This window comes from Sinomonas halotolerans, from assembly GCF_039615075.1.
GTDB classification, from domain to species: domain Bacteria; phylum Actinomycetota; class Actinomycetes; order Actinomycetales; family Micrococcaceae; genus Sinomonas; species Sinomonas halotolerans.
The window spans coordinates 291,670-310,078 of the sequence record NZ_JBDFRB010000001.1; the positions used below are offsets into that span (position 1 = coordinate 291,670).

Genomic DNA, 18,409 nt, shown 5'->3' on the forward strand with positions numbered 1-18,409 from the left:
GTGGGCTGCCGGGCGGGGCCCGGGGGGCGGGCCGTTGGGCCGCCGCCCCGGTTTATATGCCGGGGGGGGGCGGCCCTTCGCGGTACGGTAGCGAATATGGCGACTCGTACCTCCTCCGCGCCTCAGTCCAGCAGCAGGACCGGAAAGCCGGCCCGTTCTCCCCGGTCCGGCGGTACGGCAGCACGCAGCAAGGGCACGTCCACGACCCGCTCGGGCGTGACGAGCACGGACTCCGGGCAGCCCTGGCCCGCACGGGTCCTCAGCGGCGTCTGGCTGGCGCTGGCGCACGCGGTCGGCGGCGGCGTGCGGCGGATCGGGACGGACGTGAGCCACATCCCGGCCGACGAGCGCCGCGACGGGGCAGGGCTGTTCAACCTCGCCCTCGCGGTCTTCATTGCGACGTTCGCCTGGTGGGGCTGGCAGGGCTGGTTCCCGGACGCCGTCTACGCGGTGGTCAACGGCACGTTCGGCTGGATCTCGCTCCTCCTGCCGCTCATGCTCGGAGTGTGCGCCTTCCGGCTGTTCCGCAGGCCGCAGGACCACCGCGGCAACAACCGGGTGGGCATCGGCTTCCTCGTCATGGCCTTCGCCGGCACCGGAATCGCCCACGTGGCCGGCGGCCTCCCGGCCGCCTCGGCCGGCTTCGAGGGGCTCCGTGCCGCCGGCGGCATGCTCGGGTTCCTCGCGGCCTCGCCGCTGGCCGAGATCCACCCCGCGGTGCCCGTGCTCGTCTACGGCGCGCTCGCCTTCGTCTCGCTGCTCATCGTGACGGCGACGCCGTTCGCCACCATCCCGCGGCGCATGCGGGGAGCCTGGGAGCACCTTATGGGGGTGGACCTGCACCCCGATGACCGTGAGGGCGGCGGAGGCGCTCATGACCGCAGCTACCTCGAGGACTCCGAGCGCCGGGCCCGCGAGGCCGCCAAGGAACGCCGGAAGAAGGGCCGCAAGGGCCTCCTCGGCCGCGGAGGCGCGGACGAGTCCGACGCGTCCGAGGGGTACGCGGGCGACGAGCCGTACGAGCAGGCGGTCGTGGACACCATCGATCCGGACGCCGCGCCGGCAGCCCCGGACGAGCGCGCGGCCGGCCGCTCCCAGGCCGAGGCCGCCATCGAGAAGATCCGCGCCGCCCAGCAGGGCCGCGTCGGCACCAAGGCACCCGAGGGCGCCACCGAGGCCATCCCGACGGTCGGCCTTCCCGGCGCCGGCGGGGCCGCCGCACCCCACGTGCCGTCGACGCCGGTCGCTCCCACGCCTCCGCCGGCCCCGATCCCGCAGCGCACCGAGCAGCTCCAGCTGGCCGGCGATGTCGCCTACACGCTCCCGCAGTCGGACTTCCTCGTCCAGGGCACCGCGCCCAAGGAGCGCACCGAGGCGAACGACGCCGTCGTGGCGGCCTTGACCAACACGCTCCAGCAGTTCAACGTCGACGCCGAGGTCACCGGCTTCTCGCGCGGTCCCACGGTCACGCGCTACGAGATCGAGCTCGCGCCCGGGACCAAGGTCGAGAAGGTCACGGCCCTGAGCAAGAACATCGCCTACGCCGTCGCGAGCTCGGACGTGCGCATCCTCAGCCCCATCCCCGGCAAGAGTGCGATCGGCATCGAGATCCCCAACATGGACCGCGAGACAGTCTCCCTCGGCGACGTCCTGCGCAGCAACAACGCCCGCCGCACCGAGCACCCGATGGTCATGGGCGTGGGCAAGGACGTGGAGGGCGGCTTCGTCGTCGCCAACCTCGCCAAGATGCCGCACATGCTCGTGGCCGGCGCGACCGGGGCCGGCAAGTCCTCGTTCGTGAACTCGATGATCACCTCGATCCTCATGCGCGCGACCCCGGACGAGGTCCGCATGGTCATGGTGGACCCCAAGCGCGTCGAGCTCACCGCCTACGAGGGTGTCCCGCACCTGATCACGCCGATCATCACGAGCCCCAAGAAGGCCGCCGAGGCGCTCCAGTGGGTCGTGCGGGAGATGGACGCCCGCTACGACGACCTCGCGAACTACGGCTTCAAGCACATCGACGACTTCAACAAGGCGGTCCGGGCCGGGAAGGTGATCCCGCCGGCAGGCTCGGAGCGCAAGGTGCGCCCGTACCCCTACCTCCTCGTGATCGTCGACGAGCTCGCGGACCTCATGATGGTCGCCCCGCGGGACGTCGAGGACTCGATTGTGCGCATCACCCAGCTCGCCCGCGCGGCCGGCATCCACCTCGTCCTGGCCACGCAGCGCCCGAGCGTGGACGTGGTCACGGGCCTCATCAAGGCCAACGTGCCCTCGCGCATGGCCTTCGCCACCTCCTCCGTCACGGACTCCCGCGTCGTCCTGGACCAGCCCGGCGCCGAGAAGCTCATCGGCCAGGGCGACGCCCTGTTCCTCCCGATGGGTGCCTCGAAGCCCATGCGCGTCCAGGGCGCCTGGGTCTCGGAGTCCGAGATCCACAAGGTCGTCGAGCACGTCAAGGGCCAGCTCTCCGTGACGTACCGGGACGACGTCGCCGCGGAGCCCGAGAAGAAGCAGATCGACGAGGAGATCGGGGACGACCTCGAGGTCCTGGTGCAGGCGACCGAGCTCGTCGTCACGACCCAGTTCGGCTCGACCTCCATGCTCCAGCGCAAGCTCCGAGTGGGATTCGCGAAGGCCGGCCGCCTCATGGACCTCCTCGAGTCGCGCGGGGTCGTGGGCCCGTCCGAGGGCTCCAAGGCCCGCGACGTCCTCGTGAAGCCGGACGACCTCCCTGCCGTCCTCGCCGCCCTCCGCGGTCAGGAGGCACCGTCGTCGGACGCCGGCACAGGCCCAGCCGAAGCCCGCACTGCCGCGGCGCTCGCCGACAACGCGAGCGCCAACCACCGCACGGGCGAGTACGAGGAGTCCTCGCCGTATGCGGAGGACCGGGTCGCGGCTGACCTCGATGCGCGCTCCCAGGCCGTCGACTACCACGACGGGTCCGACGGGGAGGACGGCAGCGAGGACGCCTGGCAGCTCACCGGACGCTAGGCTGAACCGGTGACCTCCCCGCCGCCGGCTCCGCCGGGCCAGCTCTGGAACCTGCCCAACATGCTCACGATGTTCCGGATCGCCCTCGTTCCGGTGTTCGTGTGGCTGATGCTCGCGGACGCATCCCAGCAGGGGCTCCTCCGCTGGCTCGCGGTGCTCGCGTTCGCCGTGGCGATGTACACCGACCACCTCGACGGGCAGATCGCGCGCCGGCGGAACCTCATCACCGACTTCGGCAAGATCGCGGACCCCATCGCTGACAAGCTCCTGACCGGCTCCGCGCTCGTGCTCCTCTCCGCCGTGGGCGAGCTCCCGTGGTGGATCACGATCGTGATCCTCGTGCGCGAGTGGGGGATCACGGCCCTGCGCTTCGTCGTGATCCGCTACGGGGTCATGCCTGCCTCTCCCGGGGGCAAGCTCAAGACCGTCCTGCAGACCGTCGGGCTCGGGCTGTACCTCCTGCCGCTGCGCGACGTGGCCCCGGCCGTGCCCGCCGTGGCGTTCGCCGTCATGCTCGCCGCCGTCGCGGTGACGGTCGCGACCGGCGTGGACTACGTGGTCAAGGCGGTCCGGCTGCGAGCCGCGGCGAAGGGCGGCAGCTGATGTCCACCGCCGCCCGGGTCGTCCGCGCGATGGCGGACCGCGCACTGACCGCGGGGACGGCCGAGTCCCTCACGGCAGGACAGGTCGCCGCCGCACTCGCGGACACGGCGGGCGCATCGGCAATGCTGCGCGGCGGGGTCGTGGCGTACGCGAGCGCGGTGAAGGAGCACGTGCTCGGGGTCCCCGGGGAGCTGCTGGCCTCGGTGGGCTCGGTCGACCCGGAGGTCGCGCGGCAGATGGCCCTCGGCGCCCAACGGGTCCTCGGGGCCGACTACGCTGTGGCGACCACGGGCGTCGCGGGGCCCGAGCCCCACGACGGCAAGCCCGTGGGCACCGTGTACGTCGCGGTCGCGGGTCCGCGCGGCTGCGCGGCGCAGGGCCACCACTTCGCCGGCGGCCGCGCCGAGGTGCGCGCGGCCGCGACCGAGGCGGCCCTCGCCGCCCTGCTCGATGCGGTCCTGGCGGCCGACGCCGCTGCTCCCGCCCCCTGACGCCCGCGGCCCCTCTCCCGCGGGCCCCCCTCCCGCCGGGCCCGCGGGGCCGGCGGGCTCGTCCCGTCCGTCGACGGACCGGCTGGCCCCCGCCAGCCGAACCCGAATCGAAGCTGGGAGACTCCTGTGAATCCGCGTAGCGCGCGCGGGGACGGGGAACAAAAGAGGACAAGGCCGAGTTGTGCATAGTGTCCATCGTCGGATGGGCAACACTAAGATGAGTCAGACCGGAGCTCGAGCGGGGCTCCCGTAGTCGAGGAGTGCGTCGATACACATGGTTAAGCAGCCCGTGTCCGTCAATGGAGTAGTCCGCTGGCGCGATGTGGGCATGGCCGGGATCGCGAAGCAGGAGCAGAAGGAGCGCACCATGGTTGTACTGCGACATGAGATCGGCGACGTCCTCCGGGACGTCCGTCAGCGGCAGGGCCGTACGCTCCGTGAAGTCTCGCACAGCGCGAGGGTCTCTCTGGGCTACCTGAGCGAGGTCGAGCGCGGCCAGAAGGAAGCCTCCTCCGAGCTCCTCTCGTCCATCTGCAGCGCGTTGGACGTTCCCCTCTCTGTGATGCTGCGCGAGGTCAGCGACCGCGTGGCCGTCGCCGAGGGCATCACCATCCCTGACACCGTCCCGCAGGAGTTCTCCCAGCGCTACGGCAAGGACATGACCACGACGGACCTGGACGCTGAGCTGACCAAGCTCGGCTGACCTCTCCCCAACCGGGACGGCGGGGTCGGGCGCAATGCCCGGCCCCGCCGTCGTCGTGTCTGTGCGCACTGCTGCGCGGTGCCGCGACAGGCGCCGCAGATCAGGCGTGCCGGTGTTCGGCGTGCTTCTCCGCCAGGGTCGTGTTGAGACGGCGCAGGTATCCCGCGAGGGCGGCCACCTCGCTCTCGTCCCAGGCGCCGAGTGCCTCGCGGAAGAAGCCGCGGCGGCGGTCGAGCACGTCGTCGACGTGGGCCCGGCCCTCCTCGCTGAGGAGGACGAGCGCCGCGCGCCGGTCCTCGGGATCGGACTCCTTGCGCACGAGCCCGAGTTCCTCGAGCAGCGTGACCTGACGGCTCACGGTGGGCTTCCCGACCCCCACTGCCGCGGCGAGATCGGTGACCCGCATCGGGCCCTCGCGGTGCAGGATCGCGAGCAGGCCGTATCCGGCCGGATCGAGCTCGGGGTGGAGGGCCCGTGCCATGGCCTGCGAGGCGGCCCTGCCGCGCCGCCAGAGGAGCCCCAGCTGCTGCTCGATCTCGAGGAGCGCGGTGTCGCGCTGGTCGGCGGCAGGGGCATGGGAGGGCGGCATGGCTCCCATGATAGGGGCCGGGGCTGCGCGGGCAGGGAGCGGCGCGGGGAAGCGGCGGCGGTCGGCGAGTGGCGATGGGAGAATGGACGACGTGCGGCACAGCGACTTCTGGCAGTTGATGGACGACGAGTTCGGGTCCGGGTACGCCCACGTCCTCGCATCCTCGGCCGTGCTCAGTGCGGTGGGCGGCAGGACAGCGGTCGAGGCGCTGAAGGCGGGCGTCCACCCACGCGCGGTCTGGGTGGCCGTGTGCGACCTCCAGGACGTGCCCCAGGAGCGCAGGCTCGGCCGCGACCGGCCCCCGCGCGACTGATCACCGACGACACGCCGCGGGGGGATTCGAAAATGTGTTCGGAATGGCGGTATCCTCCTGCACAGAGCATTCCTCGCCCGTCTCCGCCGGCACTTGTCCACATAGGGCGCCCAAGGCCTTGGACTGTCGGTGGAGCTCGGTAGCGTAGCAGCGTGGGGGACGGCGGGGCCGGACAGGGGCTCCGTCCATGACAATCGGATCCCGGAGGTGGACCATGGCAGTTTCGCCGGAGCGCGAGAAAGCCCTCGAAGCAGCACTCGCCCAGATCGACAAGCAGTTCGGCAAGGGCTCGATCATGCGCCTGGGGGACGACACGCGTGCGCCTGTGGAGGTGATCCCCACCGGTTCGATCGCCCTCGACGTCGCGCTGGGCATCGGCGGCCTCCCGCGCGGCAGGGTGATCGAGATCTACGGCCCGGAGTCCTCCGGAAAGACGACCGTCGCGCTGCACGCGGTGGCCAACGCCCAGCGCAATGGCGGCATCGCGGCCTTCATCGACGCCGAGCACGCACTGGATCCGGACTATGCCGCGAAGCTCGGCGTCGACACGGATGCCCTCCTCGTCGCCCAGCCGGACACCGGTGAGCAGGCGCTCGAGATCATGGACATGCTCGTCGGCTCGGGCTCGTTGGACATCATCGTCATCGACTCGGTTGCGGCACTCGTCCCGCGCGCCGAGATCGAGGGCGAGATGGGCGACAGCCACGTCGGCCTGCAGGCACGCCTCATGAGCCAGGCGCTGCGCAAGGTCACCGGCCGCCTCAACCAGACCAAGACCACGGCGATCTTCATCAACCAGCTGCGTGAGAAGATCGGCGTCTTCTTCGGATCGCCCGAGACCACCACGGGTGGAAAGGCGCTCAAGTTCTACGCCTCGGTCCGTATCGATGTGCGGCGTATCCAGACGCTCAAGGAAGGGTCCGACTCGGTCGGCAACCGCACCAAGGCGAAGATCGTCAAGAACAAGATGGCGCCGCCCTTCAAGCTCGCCGAGTTCGACATCATCTACGGCCAGGGCATCTCCCGCGAGGGCGGCATCATCGACATGGGCGTGGAGCACGGGATCATCAAGAAGTCAGGCTCGTGGTTCACCTATGACGGCGACCAGCTCGGCCAGGGCATGGAGAACTCGCGCCGGTTCCTGCGTGACAACCCCGAGCTGGCGGACGAGCTCGAGCGGCTCATCAAGGCGAAGCTCGGCGTGGGCGTCCAGAGCGAGGCGGAGGGACAGCCGCGCCTGAAGGCCGTTGAGGGAGACTGAGCGGCCCCCGCGCCCGGAGGAGGACCCGGACGCGGATCCCGAGTCGGTCGCGCGGGCAATCCTCCTGCGGCAGCTGACCCACGGGCCCCGGAGCCGTCACCAGCTCGAGGGCAGGCTCCGCGAGCGGAACGTTCCCGAAGAGCTGGCCCAGATGCTGCTCGACCGGTTCGAAGATGTGGGCCTGGTCAATGATGCGGAGTTCGCACGCCTGTGGGTGCGGAGCCGGGCGGAGAGCAAGTCGCTCGCCCGCTCCGCGCTCCGGCGTGAGCTCGCGGACAAGGGCATCCGGGGCGAGACGGCCGAGGCAGCCCTCGAGGAGCTCGGCGCCGACGAGGAGGAGGCGGCTGCCCTGCGTCTGGTCCAGCGCCGGGTGCGGGCGTTCGACCCGGACGACCCCGCCGCGCGGGACAAGGAGCTCCGCCGGCTCGTGGGGATGCTCGCCCGCAAAGGCCACCCGCCCGGCCGCGCGTTCCAGCTCGCTGCGCAGGTCCTCGAGGAGTCCAGCCGGCACCCGTGACGGCCCGGTACCCTTGATGGGTGAGTTCCACGATCGATGCCAGCTCCCTCCCCGCCCTCGAAGCCCAGACCGGGGAGGCGCGCAGCTATGAGGTGCGGACGTTCGGCTGCCAGATGAACGTCCACGATTCGGAGCGCATGTCCGGCCTGCTCGAGGCTGCCGGCTACGTGCGCGCCGAGGACGGCGCGCAGCCGGACGTCGTCGTGTTCAACACGTGCGCCGTCCGCGAGAACGCGGACAACAGGCTGTACGGCCATCTGGGCCAGCTGCGCCCGGTCAAGGACCGCAACCCCGGCATGCAGATCGCAGTGGGAGGCTGCCTGGCCCAGAAGGACAGGGACACGATCCTGGCCAAGGCCCCCTGGGTCGATGCGGTGTTCGGCACCCACAACGTGGGTGCCCTCCCGGCGCTGCTCGAGCGCGCGCGCCACAACGAGTCCGCCCAGATGGAGATCCTCGAGTCCCTCGAGGTGTTCCCCTCGACGCTGCCCACAAAGCGCGATTCGGCCTACAGCGGCTGGGTCTCGATCTCCGTGGGCTGCAACAACACCTGCACGTTCTGCATCGTCCCGAGCCTGCGCGGCAAGGAGCGCGACCGTCGCCCGGGAGAGATCCTGGGCGAGATCGAGGCGCTCGTGGCCGACGGCGCGATCGAGGTGACCCTCCTTGGCCAGAACGTGAACTCGTACGGGGTCGAGTTCGGCGACCGGCTCGCGTTCGGCAAGCTCCTGCGCGCGTGCGGAGGCATCGAGGGCCTCGAACGGGTCCGCTTCACGAGCCCGCACCCTGCGGCGTTCACGGACGACGTCATCGAGGCCATGGCGGAGACCCCCAACGTCATGCCGCAGCTCCACATGCCGCTCCAGTCCGGCTCGGACCGGATCCTGCGCGAGATGCGCCGCTCCTACCGCAGCGCGAAGTTCCTCGGCATCCTCGACAGGGTGCGGTCCCGCATCCCGGACGCCGCCATCACCACGGACATCATCGTGGGCTTCCCCGGCGAGACTGAGGAGGACTTCCAGGCGACTCTCGACGTGGTCGAGCGCTCCCGCTTCGCGAGCGCCTTCACGTTCCAGTACTCGCAGCGCCCCGGCACGCCCGCCGCGGACCTGCCGGAGCAGCTGCCCAAGGCCGTGGTGCAGGAGCGCTACGAGCGGCTCGTGGCCCTCCAGGACCGCATCGCCGCCGAGGAGAACGCGAAGCAGCTCGGCCGCACGCTCGAGGTCATGGCCACGGCCCAGTCAGGCCGCAAGGCCGAGCAGACCCACCGCCTTTCGGGCAGGGCCCGCGACAACCGGCTCGTCCACTTCAGCGTCCCCGAGGGCGCCGAGGCCCCGCGCCCCGGCGACCTGGTCACGGTGCCCGTGACGGAGGCGGCACCCTTCCACCTGATCGCGGACCCCGCCGGCCCCGAGGACTACATGCTGCGCCGTTCGCGCGCCGGGGACGCCTGGGACCGCGCCCAGGCGGACTCGTGCGGGGCTCCGGCAGCCCCCGCCGGCAAGGGCGGCCGCGGCGTGAGCCTCGGCATGCCCGCACTGCCCGTCCGCGCGCTCTAGCGGTGGCGGACTCTGAGGCCCTGCCGCCGGTGATCGCGGTCGTGGGGCCGACCGGTTCCGGGAAGTCGGACCTCGCGGTCGACCTCGCGCTCGCCCTCGGCGGCGAGGTGGTCAACGCCGACGCGCTCCAGTTCTACCGCGGCATGGACATCGGCACGGCGAAGATCACCGACCCCGAGCGGCGCGGTGTCCCGCACCACCTCCTGGACATCCTGCACGTCCGCGAGGAGGCCAGCGTCTCGGCGTTCCAGACCCTCGCCCGGGAGACTGTCGCGGACATCCACGCGCGCGGGCGGCGCGCGGTCCTCGTGGGCGGCTCGGGCCTGTACGTCCGGGCCGTGCTCGACGTCCTCGAGTTCCCCGGCACGGATCCGGCCGTGCGCGCGAGGATCGAGACGGAGGCCGAGCGGGACGGCCTGGAGGCACTGCGGGAGAGGCTGCACGCTGTGGATCCCGTCTCGGCGGGTCGGCTCGGGGACGTGCGCCGCATGGTCCGGGCCCTCGAGGTCCACGAGCTGACCGGACGGCCCTTCAGCTCCTACATGCCCGAGCGGCAGTACGCCGCGCCTGCGGTACAGATCGGCCTCGACCTCGACAGGGCGGCGCTCCACGCGCGCCTCGCCGCGCGGGTCCACCGCATGGCCGACGCCGGCCTCCTGGAGGAGGTGCGCCAGCTCGCCGGGGAGGGGCTCCGGGAGGGCCGCACGGCGTCCAGGGCCCTCGGCTACGGGCAGTTCCTCAGGGTGGTCGACGGCGAGTCCACGCTCGAGCAGGCCGTCGAGGAGACCATCGTGGCGACGCGGCAGTTCGCGCGCCGACAGCTCACCTGGTTCCGTGCTGACCCCCGCGTCCACTGGCTCGACGCCTTGGCGCCGGACCTCGCGGAGCAGGCGCTCGGCGTCGTGCGGGCCGCCGACGACGCCCAGCGCCGGGCGGCCGGGCGGGCGGCCGGTACGCTGGACGCATGACCTCTCCTGCCGCGACGTCCACGCCGTCCACCGCGCCCGAGCACCGCGCCGCCGTCCTCGCCGGACTCGCCGGCCTGCCGTTCGCGAAGGGCCACGGCACGGGGAACGACTTCGTCCTCGTCGCGGATGGCGCCGGCGAGCGCGTGCTGGGCGAGGCCGAGGCCGCGGCCCTGTGCGACAGGCACCTCGGGCTCGGCGCGGACGGGCTCATCCGCGCCATCCGCTCCGCCGAGCTGCCCGAGGGGCGCGCCGTGCTCGCCGAGGAGCCAGCGGCCGAGTGGTTCATGGACTACCGCAACGCGGACGGCTCACTGTCCGAGATGTGCGGCAACGGCGTGCGGGTGTTCGTCGCCTTCCTCATCGACCAGGGCCTCGTGCAGCTCGCGCCGGGAGAGGTGCTCGCGATCGGCACGCGGGCCGGGGTGAAGCGGGTCGAGCGACGCGGCGAGGGGTTCGCCGTGGACATGGGGCCGTGGGAGTTCATCTTCCCCGCCGAAGCCCAGCGGGACGCGGCGGACTCGCAGGTGACCGCGGTGGGCCTCGACGTGCCCCGGCCGGCGCTGAGCGTGAGCATGGGCAATCCGCACACCGTCGTGGCCCTCGCCGAGGCCGCGGAGCTGACGGGCCTCGGCCTCCACACGGCCCCGGGCGTGGAGCCCCTCCCGCCGCACGGGACCAACGTGGAGTTCGTCGTCCCGGCCGAGCCGCTCGTGGCTGGCGGGACGGGGACCATCACGATGCGTGTGCACGAGCGCGGCGTGGGCGAGACCCAGTCCTGCGGGACGGGGGCGTGCGCTGCCGCCGTGGCCATCCGCCACTGGGCAGGCCCGGGCGCCACCGACCGCTGGAGCGTCCACGTCCCCGGCGGAACGGTGGGCGTCACGTTCGTGCCCGGGCCCGAGGGCCGCGAGCATGTGGAGCTCGCCGGCCCTGCGGCCATCGTGGCCCACGGCACCCTCGGCTGATCCTGGCCCGGCGGCGGTCAGGCCGCTCTGGCGACCCGCAGCAGCCTGAAGCCCTTCGACGTCGCCGCCCGCTCGACGTCGTACCCGTCGCCGAGCTCCTTGACGAGCCACGGCGCGAGGGAGTCCGCGCCGAGGTTCTTCTGCACCACAAGCCAGGCCTCGCCGCCCGGTGCGAGCCGCGGCAGCCACAGGAGGAGGAGATCGTGGAGGGCCTGCTTGCCGATCCGGATGGGCGGGTTGGACCAGATCGTGGCGAATCCGAGGCTCGGGTCCACGTCCTCCGGAAGGGACACGCGGACATTGCCGAGCCCGAGCAGTGCCGCGTTCTCCTGGGTGAGCGCGAGGCTGCGCGTGTTGACGTCCACGGCGTGCACGGTCGCGCCCGGGGAGCGCATCGCCATCGTGAGGGCGATCGGGCCCCAGCCGCAGCCGATGTCGAGCAGGTTCCCCTCGGGCGCCGGATCCGGCGCCTCCGCCAGCAGTACCGCCGTGCCCTTGTCGACGCCGTCGGGGCTGAAGATCCCGGCGGAGGTGCGCAGGGCCAGCTCACGCCCCTCGAGGACGACGGCGAGCGGCCGGCGCACGTCCGGCACGTCCGGTGTGGCGTTGAAGTAGTGGGCAGGCTCCATAGGAGACCAGCGTAGTGGCCCGGGCCCGAGGGCATGCCCCGCGGGGTCCGGGAACCGCTTCCGCGACTGGCCCGCCGCAGGCGTGGAGGAGATGCGTGCGGTCCGCGCCGCGGCCGGATGGCGCTGCAGCCGTGTCCCGTCTGGGGGAGCGGGCGGCTGTCGGGTAGACTAGAACGCATGTTCGTGTTCATCTGACGCCGCCGTGTCGCCGCGGCTTCCGCCCGCGACGCCGCCGCGAGGCCCCCCGACCGTCGAGGATCGGCCGCTGCCCGCACGTCCACGCGCTCCGATGCCCATTCCGGCAGCGCACAGAACACCATCCCAGGAGCTTCCCCGTGACATCCCATCCCCTCCAGGGGCCTTCTCCACAGACCCCTGCCCCAGACGCTGCCGGCGAACGGCGCCCGCACTATTCTGGAAACCCACCCGCAGCTAAGGAGACCATGACCGACAACCAGCAGGGCCCGCGCGTCCCGTCCGACAGCGGTGCCGAGTCCGGCGACCTGAGCGCCGCCGACATCCGCGCTGTGATCGACCGCATTCTCACCACCGAGGACGCAGCCTCAGCCAAGGGTGCAGAGGCGCCCGGGGCCGGCGGGGACGTCGCAGGCGGATCCGCCGGCTCGCGGCGCAGCCTGTCCGGCCGGGCCCAGGCGCTCTCCGCGCTCGAGTTCGAGCACGGCGACTACGACGGCGAGCAGCGCGACCTCGATGAGCGGCGGGCACTGCGCCGCGTGGCCGGGCTCTCCACCGAGCTCGAGGACGTCACCGAGGTCGAGTACCGGCAGCTGCGCCTCGAACGCGTCGTGCTCGCGGGCCTCTGGACGGAGGGCACGCTCGAGGAGGCGGAGAACTCGCTCCGCGAGCTCGCCGCACTCGCGGAGACGGCTGGCTCGGAGGTGCTCGACGGCGTCGTGCAGCGCCGCCAGAAGCCTGACCCCGGCACCTTCCTCGGCTCGGGCAAGGCGCTCGAGCTGCGCGACATCGTCATGGCGACGGGTGCGGACACGGTCGTGGTCGACTCCGAGCTCTCCCCGTCGCAGCGGCGCGGCCTCGAGGATGTGGTCAAGGTCAAGGTGATCGACCGGACCGCCCTGATCCTGGACATCTTCGCCCAGCACGCCAAGAGCCGCGAGGGCAAGGCGCAGGTGGAGCTCGCGCAGCTCGAGTACCTCCTCCCACGCCTGCGCGGCTGGGGCGAGTCGATGTCCCGCCAGGCCGGTGGCCGGGTCGGTGCAGCCGGCGGCGGCATCGGCTCCCGCGGTCCCGGCGAGACCAAGATCGAGCTGGACCGCCGGCGCATCCGCACCCGGATGGCCAAGCTGAGGCGTGAGATCGCTGGCATGAAGCCGGCGCGCGAGACCAAGCGGGCCAACCGCAAGCGCAACGAGGTCCCGTCGGTCGCGATCGCCGGCTACACCAACGCCGGCAAGTCCTCGCTCCTCAACCGGCTCACGGACGCCGGAGTCCTGGTCGAGAACGCCCTGTTCGCGACCCTCGACCCGACAGTCCGCCGCGCCGAGACGGCCGACGGTCTCCCGTACACGCTCGCGGACACGGTCGGGTTCGTCCGCTCGCTGCCCACGCAGCTCGTCGAGGCATTCCGGTCCACCCTCGAGGAGGTGGCCGACGCCGACCTCATCCTCCACGTCGTCGACGCCTCGCACCCGGACCCCGAGGGGCAGATCGCCGCGGTCCGCGAGGTCTTCGCAGAAGTGGACGCGCGCAAGGTCCCGGAGATCATCGTGCTCAACAAGGCCGACGCCGCGGACCCCTTCGTCCTCGAGCGGCTGCGGCAGCGCGAGAAGCGCCATGTGGTGGTCTCGGCCCGCACGGGGGAGGGCATCGCCGAGCTCAAGCAGGCCATCAGCGACGCGATTCCGCGCCCGGACGTGGCACTGACCCTCCTGGTCCCGTACAGCCGAGGCGACGTGCTCAACCGGCTGCACGAGTCGAGCTCGGAGATCCGCTCCCTCGACCACGTCGAGCAGGGCACGCGCGTCGAGGTCGTGGTGCGCGAGGACCTCGCGGCGGAGCTCGCCCCGTTCGCTGTCGATGGCTGAGGCGGACGCCGGGCCCGAGGCGCAGGCCGTGCGGCTGCTCGACGCGGCCGTCGCGGCGATGGGCGGCGCCCAGCGCGAGGGGCAGCATGAGATGGCGCGCCAGGTGGCGCGGGCGATCGAGGAGGGGGAGCACCTCCTCGTCCAGGCCGGCACCGGGACGGGGAAGTCCCTCGCCTACCTCGTTCCGCTCATCGCACACGCGCAGCACAGCGACCGTCCCGCGGTCGTCGCCACCGCCACGCTCGCGCTGCAGGCCCAGATCGTCGGACGCGACCTGCCCCGCCTCCTCGAGGCCGTGTCCCCGCATCTGGACCGTCCCGTCGACGTCGCCCTCGTGAAGGGACGCTCGAACTACCTGTGCCGGCACAAGCTCGAGGGAGGCTTCCCCACGGACGAACCCGCCGACGGAGCCCTCTTCAGCCTGGGCGAGGAGACCGCCGTCGGGCATCCTGCCGCGCCGCCCAGCTCCCAGCTGGGACGCGAGGTCAAGCGCCTGCGCGAGTGGGCCGAGGACACCGAGACGGGGGACCGCGACGAGCTGGTCCCCGGGGTCTCCGACCGGGCGTGGCGGCAGGTCTCGGTCTCTGCGCTCGAATGCCTCGGTGCGCAGCGGTGCCCTTTCGCGGCGGAATGCTTCAGCGAGCTCGCCCGCCAGCGCGGCGCCGAGGCCGACATCGTGGTGACGAACCATGCCCTGCTCGCCATCAACGCGTTCGAGGGCCTCGCGGTGCTCCCGGAGCACGATGTGGTCGTGGTGGACGAGGCCCACGAGCTCGCCGACCGGGTCACAGGCGCCGTGAGCGCCCAGCTCTCGGCTGCAATGGTCTCCGCGGCGGCCTCGAGCGCGCGCAAGCACACGGGCATCAGCGTGGACGCCCTCCACGCGGCCGCGCAGGGCCTCGAGCTCTCCCTCACCACGGCGCCGACAGGCCTCCTCTCGCGCGGGCTCAGCGAGGAGCAGGCCCAGGACGTCGCGCTCGTGCGCGACGCCTGCAGGGTGGCCCTGTCCGAATCCAAGCCCGGGGAGGGGCAGAATGCATCCGACGGCGGGCGGCAGGTCGCGCGCTCCCGGCTCGCGGCGCTCGTGGACACCTGTGAGCGGATCCTCGATGCCGAGGCCAGCCGCGAGGTCGTGTGGATCACGCGGACGGGGACGTTCGACCCCGCGTCCGGCTACGCCGCCCCCGACGACGACGCTCCAGCGGTCCTGAACATCGCCCCGCTCAGCGTGGGCGGGCGGCTCCGCGACGGCCTCTTCGCGGACAGGACCGTGGTGCTCACGAGCGCGACGCTCGCGATCGGCTCGGCCTTCGAGCCGACGGCGGGCGGACTCGGTCTCCTCGGCCAGGGCGCCCCCTCGTGGACGGGGATCGACGTCGGCTCGCCCTTCGACTACCCCCGCCAGGGAATGCTCTACGTGGCCCGCCACCTGCCCAAGCCCGGGCGGGGAGTCTCCCCCGAGGCGCTCGACGAGCTCGAGGCCCTCCTCACGGCCTCGTCCGGGGGAGCGCTGTGCCTGTTCTCCTCGCGCCGTGCGGCGGAGGAGGCTGCGGACGCGCTCCGGGACCGGATCCAGGTGCCCATCCTGTGCCAGGGCGAGTCGTCGATGAGCGCGCTCGTGAAGCAGTTCGCGGCCGAGCCGGACACCTGCCTCTTCGGCACCATGTCGCTCTGGCAGGGGGTCGATGTCCCAGGCCACGCGTGCCGGCTCGTGGTCATCGACAGGATCCCCTTCCCGCGTCCGGACGACCCGCTCATGACCGCGCGTTCGAGGGCCGTCGCGCAGGCCGGCGGCAATGGTTTCATGGCGGTGTCCGCGACCCACGCCGCGGTGCGCCTCGCGCAGGGCGCCGGGCGGCTCATCCGCTCGACTGCTGACAGGGGAGTCGTGGCCGTGCTCGACTCGCGGCTCGCGACCGAGCGCTACGGGGCATTCCTCCGCGGCGCCCTCCCGCCCCTGTGGGGCACGACCGAGAGGGACACTGTGCTCAAGGCGCTCGCCCGGCTCGCCGCCGCGGGCTGACGCGCGGACCGCACCGAGCGCGGCTCAGGCCGACCGGCGGGTCGCCGCCCCTGGAACGCGCGCGGCTCAGACCGACCGCAGCACTGAGACGACCTTGCCCATGATCGTGGCCTCGTCGCCGAGGATCGGCTCGTACTGGGTGTTCTGCGGCAGGAGCCACGTGTGCCCGTCACGCTGGCGGAACGTCTTGACGGTCGCCTCGTCGTCGAGGAGCGCAGCGACGATCTCGCCGTTCTCGGCGCTGTTCTGGCGCCGGACGACGACCCAGTCGCCGTCGCAGATCGCGGCGTCGATCATGGAGTCGCCCTTGACCTTGAGCATGAAGAGCTCCCCGTAGCCCACGAGCTGGCGGGGGAGCGGCATGACCTCTTCGACGGCCTGGTCGGCGAGGATCGGACCGCCGGCGGCGATCCGGCCGACGAGCGGCACCATGGCCGTGTCCGCGGCGCTCGCCATCTCCCCGACGGGGATGCCCCCCGCGCCGAGCACCGAGCCTGCCTCGGGGCCGGTGACGCTCAGCTGGCCCTCGTCGAGAGTGAGCGGCATGAGCACCTCCATGGCGCGCGGGCGCTTGGGGTCGCGGCGGAGGTAGCCGAGCTTCTCGAGCTGGCTCAGCTGGTGCGTGACGCTCGAGAGGCTCGCGAGCCCGACAGTGTCCCCGATCTCGCGCATGGACGGCGGGTAGCCGTTGTCCTGGACCGAACGCTGGATCGTCTCGAGGATCCGGCGCTGACGGGCCGTGAGCCCCTTGGCCGCTGCCTTGGTCCGTGTCGCCATCCCGCCGTGCCTCCTCGTCTGCCGGCCCGGGTCCGGGCCTGGTCGCCAGCTCGCAGGATCCCCGCCGTCTTCGAGAACTGTCGGACCCCCTCGCCACGATGGCCATATGCCGTCGAGGAGAGGGTGGTCGACGGTTGCACGCCGGGCGCGGACCCTGCTGTGTCAACCGTAGGCCAGGAGAGCGCGTGTTTCAAACATGTGTTCGACACCATCTGGACTTTGTTCGAGGGCAGGTGCTAAGAAGTACCTACGGAAGTTCGAATACCCGTTCGAAAAGCTGTCCCCGGTCCCGTCGGTCTGTTCGCCAGATCCGCGGCCGGGCCCAAGGGAAGGCAGACCATGGCACACGCTCTCGCCACCGGCACCCGCCGCGCGTCGACGCGCCGCCACGAACGGCAGCGGCCCACGCCGCTGCGGCTCACGCGCCGCGGGCGCTTCGTCCTCATCATCCTCCCGCTCTCGCTGGCGATGGTGGGCCTCCTCGCGCTGTGGGCGGCTCTCATGGCTCCCGCCCACGCTGAGGCCGAGATGCTCGCCGGCCCCGGGGAGGCCGTCGCGGTGACCGTCCAGCCCGGGGACTCCCTCTGGACGATCGCGGCCGAGCACGCTCCCGGGCAGGATGCCCGGGTGACCATAGGGCAGATCCAGGAGCTCAACGACCTGACGGGGTCGCGGGTGGTGGCGGGGGAGCGCCTCCTCGTCCCCGTGCTGGACTGAGGCGGTCGCAGGCCGTCCGTCACGTGGGTCGCCGCATCCCGCCGCTCGCGTAGGCTTGAGGGGTGGACGACCAGCTCGAACGTTTGAACCGACTCCCGCTCAGAGACGACCTGCGGGGACAGCATCCCTACGGGGCCCCCCAGATCGACGTCCCGATCCAGCTCAACGTCAACGAGAACACGTACGGCGTCCCGCAGGACGTCCAGGAGGCGATCGTCGAGGCCGTCCGCGAGGTCGCTGCCGGCCTCAACCGCTATCCCGACCGCGAGTTCACCGCCCTGCGCGAGGCGCTGGCCGAGTACCTCGGCCACGGGCTCGGTGCAGAGCAGCTCTGGGCGGCGAACGGCTCGAACGAGGTCCTCCAGCAGCTGCTCCAGGCCTTCGGCGGGCCCGGACGCTCAGTCCTGAGCTTCCCGCCGACCTACTCGATGTACCCGCTGCTCGCGAGCGGGACCGGCACCGCCTATATCAAGGGAGAGCGTGCCGAGGACTTCGGCCTCAGCGCCGAATCGGCCGCGCGCCAGGTCCGCGAGCACGCGCCGAGCATCGTGATCCTCTGCTCGCCCAACAACCCGACCGGGACGGCGCTGGGCCTCGACGTCGTCGAGGCGGTCTACGCGGCCGGCGAGGAGAGCCAGACGGTCGTGATCGTGGACGAGGCCTATGCGGAGTTCGCGCACACCGGCACGCAGTCCGCCCTGACGCTCCTGCCGGGCCGGCCGCGCCTCGTCGTCAGCCGCACCATGAGCAAGGCGTTCGCGCTGGCCGGGGCGCGGCTGGGCTACCTCGCGGCGGCGCCCGAGGTCGTCGACGCCCTCCGGCTCGTCCGGCTCCCCTACCACCTCTCCGCCGTCACCCAGGCCACGGCTCTTGCTGCCCTCCGGCACCGCACCTCCCTCATGGCCGAGGTCGAGGCCATCAAGGGGCAGCGGGACAGGATCGTCCGAGAGCTCGCCGGGCTAGGGCTCTCGCCCGCCGCCTCTGACTCCAACTTCGTCTTCGTCCGCGGCTTCGAGGACCCCCGCCGGATATGGGAGGGCCTCCTCGAGTCGGGCATCATCGTGCGGGACGTGGGAATCCCCGGGAGCCTCCGTATCACCGCCGGCACGGAGGCCGAGACGACCGCGTTCCTCGACCGGCTGCGCGAGCTCCTCGTCACGGCCTGAGCCCGCACGGTGCCGGGCACGCGCCCGGGGACCGCGGCCGACGGCCTAGAATTGTCCAGACCCGATGA

The 18,409-nt window shown here is 72.1% G+C and carries 17 protein-coding genes; 14 read left to right on the plus strand and 3 right to left on the minus strand.

Features of this window, described 5'->3' with window-relative positions:
* The first annotated feature begins 96 nt into the window (after positions 1–96).
* The 4 genes from ABCQ75_RS01305 to ABCQ75_RS01320 all read left to right on the plus strand — a co-directional run bounded on the left by ABCQ75_RS01305 (position 97) and on the right by ABCQ75_RS01320 (position 4,794).
* Positions 97–2,997, plus strand: coding sequence for an FtsK/SpoIIIE family DNA translocase (locus tag ABCQ75_RS01305; RefSeq protein WP_345882630.1), 2,901 nt, complete (start codon positions 97–99; stop codon positions 2,995–2,997).
* Between the two features lie 9 nt (positions 2,998–3,006).
* A complete protein-coding gene (gene pgsA / locus ABCQ75_RS01310; RefSeq protein ID WP_427916016.1) occupies positions 3,007–3,600 on the plus strand; it encodes a CDP-diacylglycerol--glycerol-3-phosphate 3-phosphatidyltransferase in 594 nt (197 codons plus the stop codon).
* Complete coding sequence (locus ABCQ75_RS01315) at positions 3,600–4,091, plus strand: CinA family protein (protein WP_345882631.1); 492 nt, start codon at positions 3,600–3,602, stop codon at positions 4,089–4,091. Before pgsA ends, ABCQ75_RS01315 begins: the two co-directional genes overlap by 1 nt.
* Positions 4,092–4,365: 274 nt before the next feature.
* Positions 4,366–4,794: a helix-turn-helix domain-containing protein gene (locus ABCQ75_RS01320; protein WP_345882633.1), complete on the plus strand. Its 429-nt coding sequence runs from the start codon at positions 4,366–4,368 to the stop codon at positions 4,792–4,794.
* A gap of 100 nt (positions 4,795–4,894) precedes the next feature.
* Here ABCQ75_RS01320 and ABCQ75_RS01325 read toward each other — a convergent pair whose 3' ends face one another.
* On the minus strand, positions 4,895–5,383 hold the full coding sequence (locus tag ABCQ75_RS01325) for a MarR family winged helix-turn-helix transcriptional regulator (RefSeq protein ID WP_345882635.1): 489 nt from the start codon (positions 5,381–5,383) through the stop codon (positions 4,895–4,897).
* Positions 5,384–5,474: 91 nt separating this feature from the next.
* On the opposite strand from ABCQ75_RS01325, the gene ABCQ75_RS01330 reads away from it, so the two are divergent.
* From ABCQ75_RS01330 to dapF, 6 genes are all read left to right on the plus strand, one after another.
* Positions 5,475–5,696, plus strand: a complete 222-nt coding sequence (locus ABCQ75_RS01330; protein ID WP_345882637.1) for a DUF3046 domain-containing protein — start codon at positions 5,475–5,477, stop codon at positions 5,694–5,696.
* 214 nt (positions 5,697–5,910) lie between these two features.
* The gene (recA, locus tag ABCQ75_RS01335) at positions 5,911–6,957 is read left to right on the plus strand and encodes a recombinase RecA (protein WP_345882638.1); all 1,047 of its coding nucleotides are present in this window, start codon (positions 5,911–5,913) and stop codon (positions 6,955–6,957) included.
* Complete coding sequence (locus tag ABCQ75_RS01340) at positions 6,944–7,474, plus strand: regulatory protein RecX (RefSeq protein ID WP_345882640.1); 531 nt, start codon at positions 6,944–6,946, stop codon at positions 7,472–7,474. Before recA ends, ABCQ75_RS01340 begins: the two co-directional genes overlap by 14 nt.
* Before the next feature lie 20 nt (positions 7,475–7,494).
* Entirely contained in the window at positions 7,495–9,033 is a 1,539-nt protein-coding gene (gene miaB, locus ABCQ75_RS01345; RefSeq protein WP_345882642.1) for a tRNA (N6-isopentenyl adenosine(37)-C2)-methylthiotransferase MiaB, read from the plus strand.
* Between the two features lie 2 nt (positions 9,034–9,035).
* Positions 9,036–10,001, plus strand: a complete 966-nt coding sequence (miaA, locus tag ABCQ75_RS01350) for a tRNA (adenosine(37)-N6)-dimethylallyltransferase MiaA (RefSeq protein ID WP_345882643.1) — start codon at positions 9,036–9,038, stop codon at positions 9,999–10,001.
* A complete protein-coding gene (gene dapF, locus ABCQ75_RS01355) occupies positions 9,998–10,966 on the plus strand; it encodes a diaminopimelate epimerase (RefSeq protein ID WP_345882644.1) in 969 nt (322 codons plus the stop codon). Before miaA ends, dapF begins: the two co-directional genes overlap by 4 nt.
* A gap of 17 nt (positions 10,967–10,983) precedes the next feature.
* Here the strand turns inward: dapF and ABCQ75_RS01360 are convergent, their stop codons facing one another.
* Positions 10,984–11,595 (minus strand): class I SAM-dependent methyltransferase, encoded by a 612-nt coding sequence (locus ABCQ75_RS01360; RefSeq protein WP_345882645.1) that lies wholly within the window; start codon positions 11,593–11,595, stop codon positions 10,984–10,986.
* A gap of 443 nt (positions 11,596–12,038) precedes the next feature.
* On the opposite strand from ABCQ75_RS01360, the gene hflX reads away from it, so the two are divergent.
* On the plus strand, positions 12,039–13,658 hold the full coding sequence (gene hflX, locus ABCQ75_RS01365) for a GTPase HflX (protein WP_345882646.1): 1,620 nt from the start codon (positions 12,039–12,041) through the stop codon (positions 13,656–13,658).
* Positions 13,651–15,681 (plus strand): ATP-dependent DNA helicase, encoded by a 2,031-nt coding sequence (locus ABCQ75_RS01370; RefSeq protein ID WP_345882647.1) that lies wholly within the window; start codon positions 13,651–13,653, stop codon positions 15,679–15,681. Before hflX ends, ABCQ75_RS01370 begins: the two co-directional genes overlap by 8 nt.
* A gap of 66 nt (positions 15,682–15,747) precedes the next feature.
* Here ABCQ75_RS01370 and lexA read toward each other — a convergent pair whose 3' ends face one another.
* Positions 15,748–16,458 carry a transcriptional repressor LexA gene (gene lexA, locus ABCQ75_RS01375; protein WP_345882648.1) on the minus strand — a complete coding sequence of 237 codons (711 nt, stop codon included), beginning with the start codon at positions 16,456–16,458 and terminating at the stop codon, positions 15,748–15,750.
* Positions 16,459–16,797: 339 nt separating this feature from the next.
* Here lexA and ABCQ75_RS01380 point away from each other — a divergent pair, with 339 nt between their 5' ends.
* The gene (locus ABCQ75_RS01380) at positions 16,798–17,175 is read left to right on the plus strand and encodes a LysM peptidoglycan-binding domain-containing protein (protein WP_345882649.1); all 378 of its coding nucleotides are present in this window, start codon (positions 16,798–16,800) and stop codon (positions 17,173–17,175) included.
* A gap of 62 nt (positions 17,176–17,237) precedes the next feature.
* Entirely contained in the window at positions 17,238–18,341 is a 1,104-nt protein-coding gene (locus ABCQ75_RS01385) for a histidinol-phosphate transaminase (RefSeq protein ID WP_345882652.1), read from the plus strand.
* The last annotated feature ends 68 nt before the right edge of the window (positions 18,342–18,409 follow it).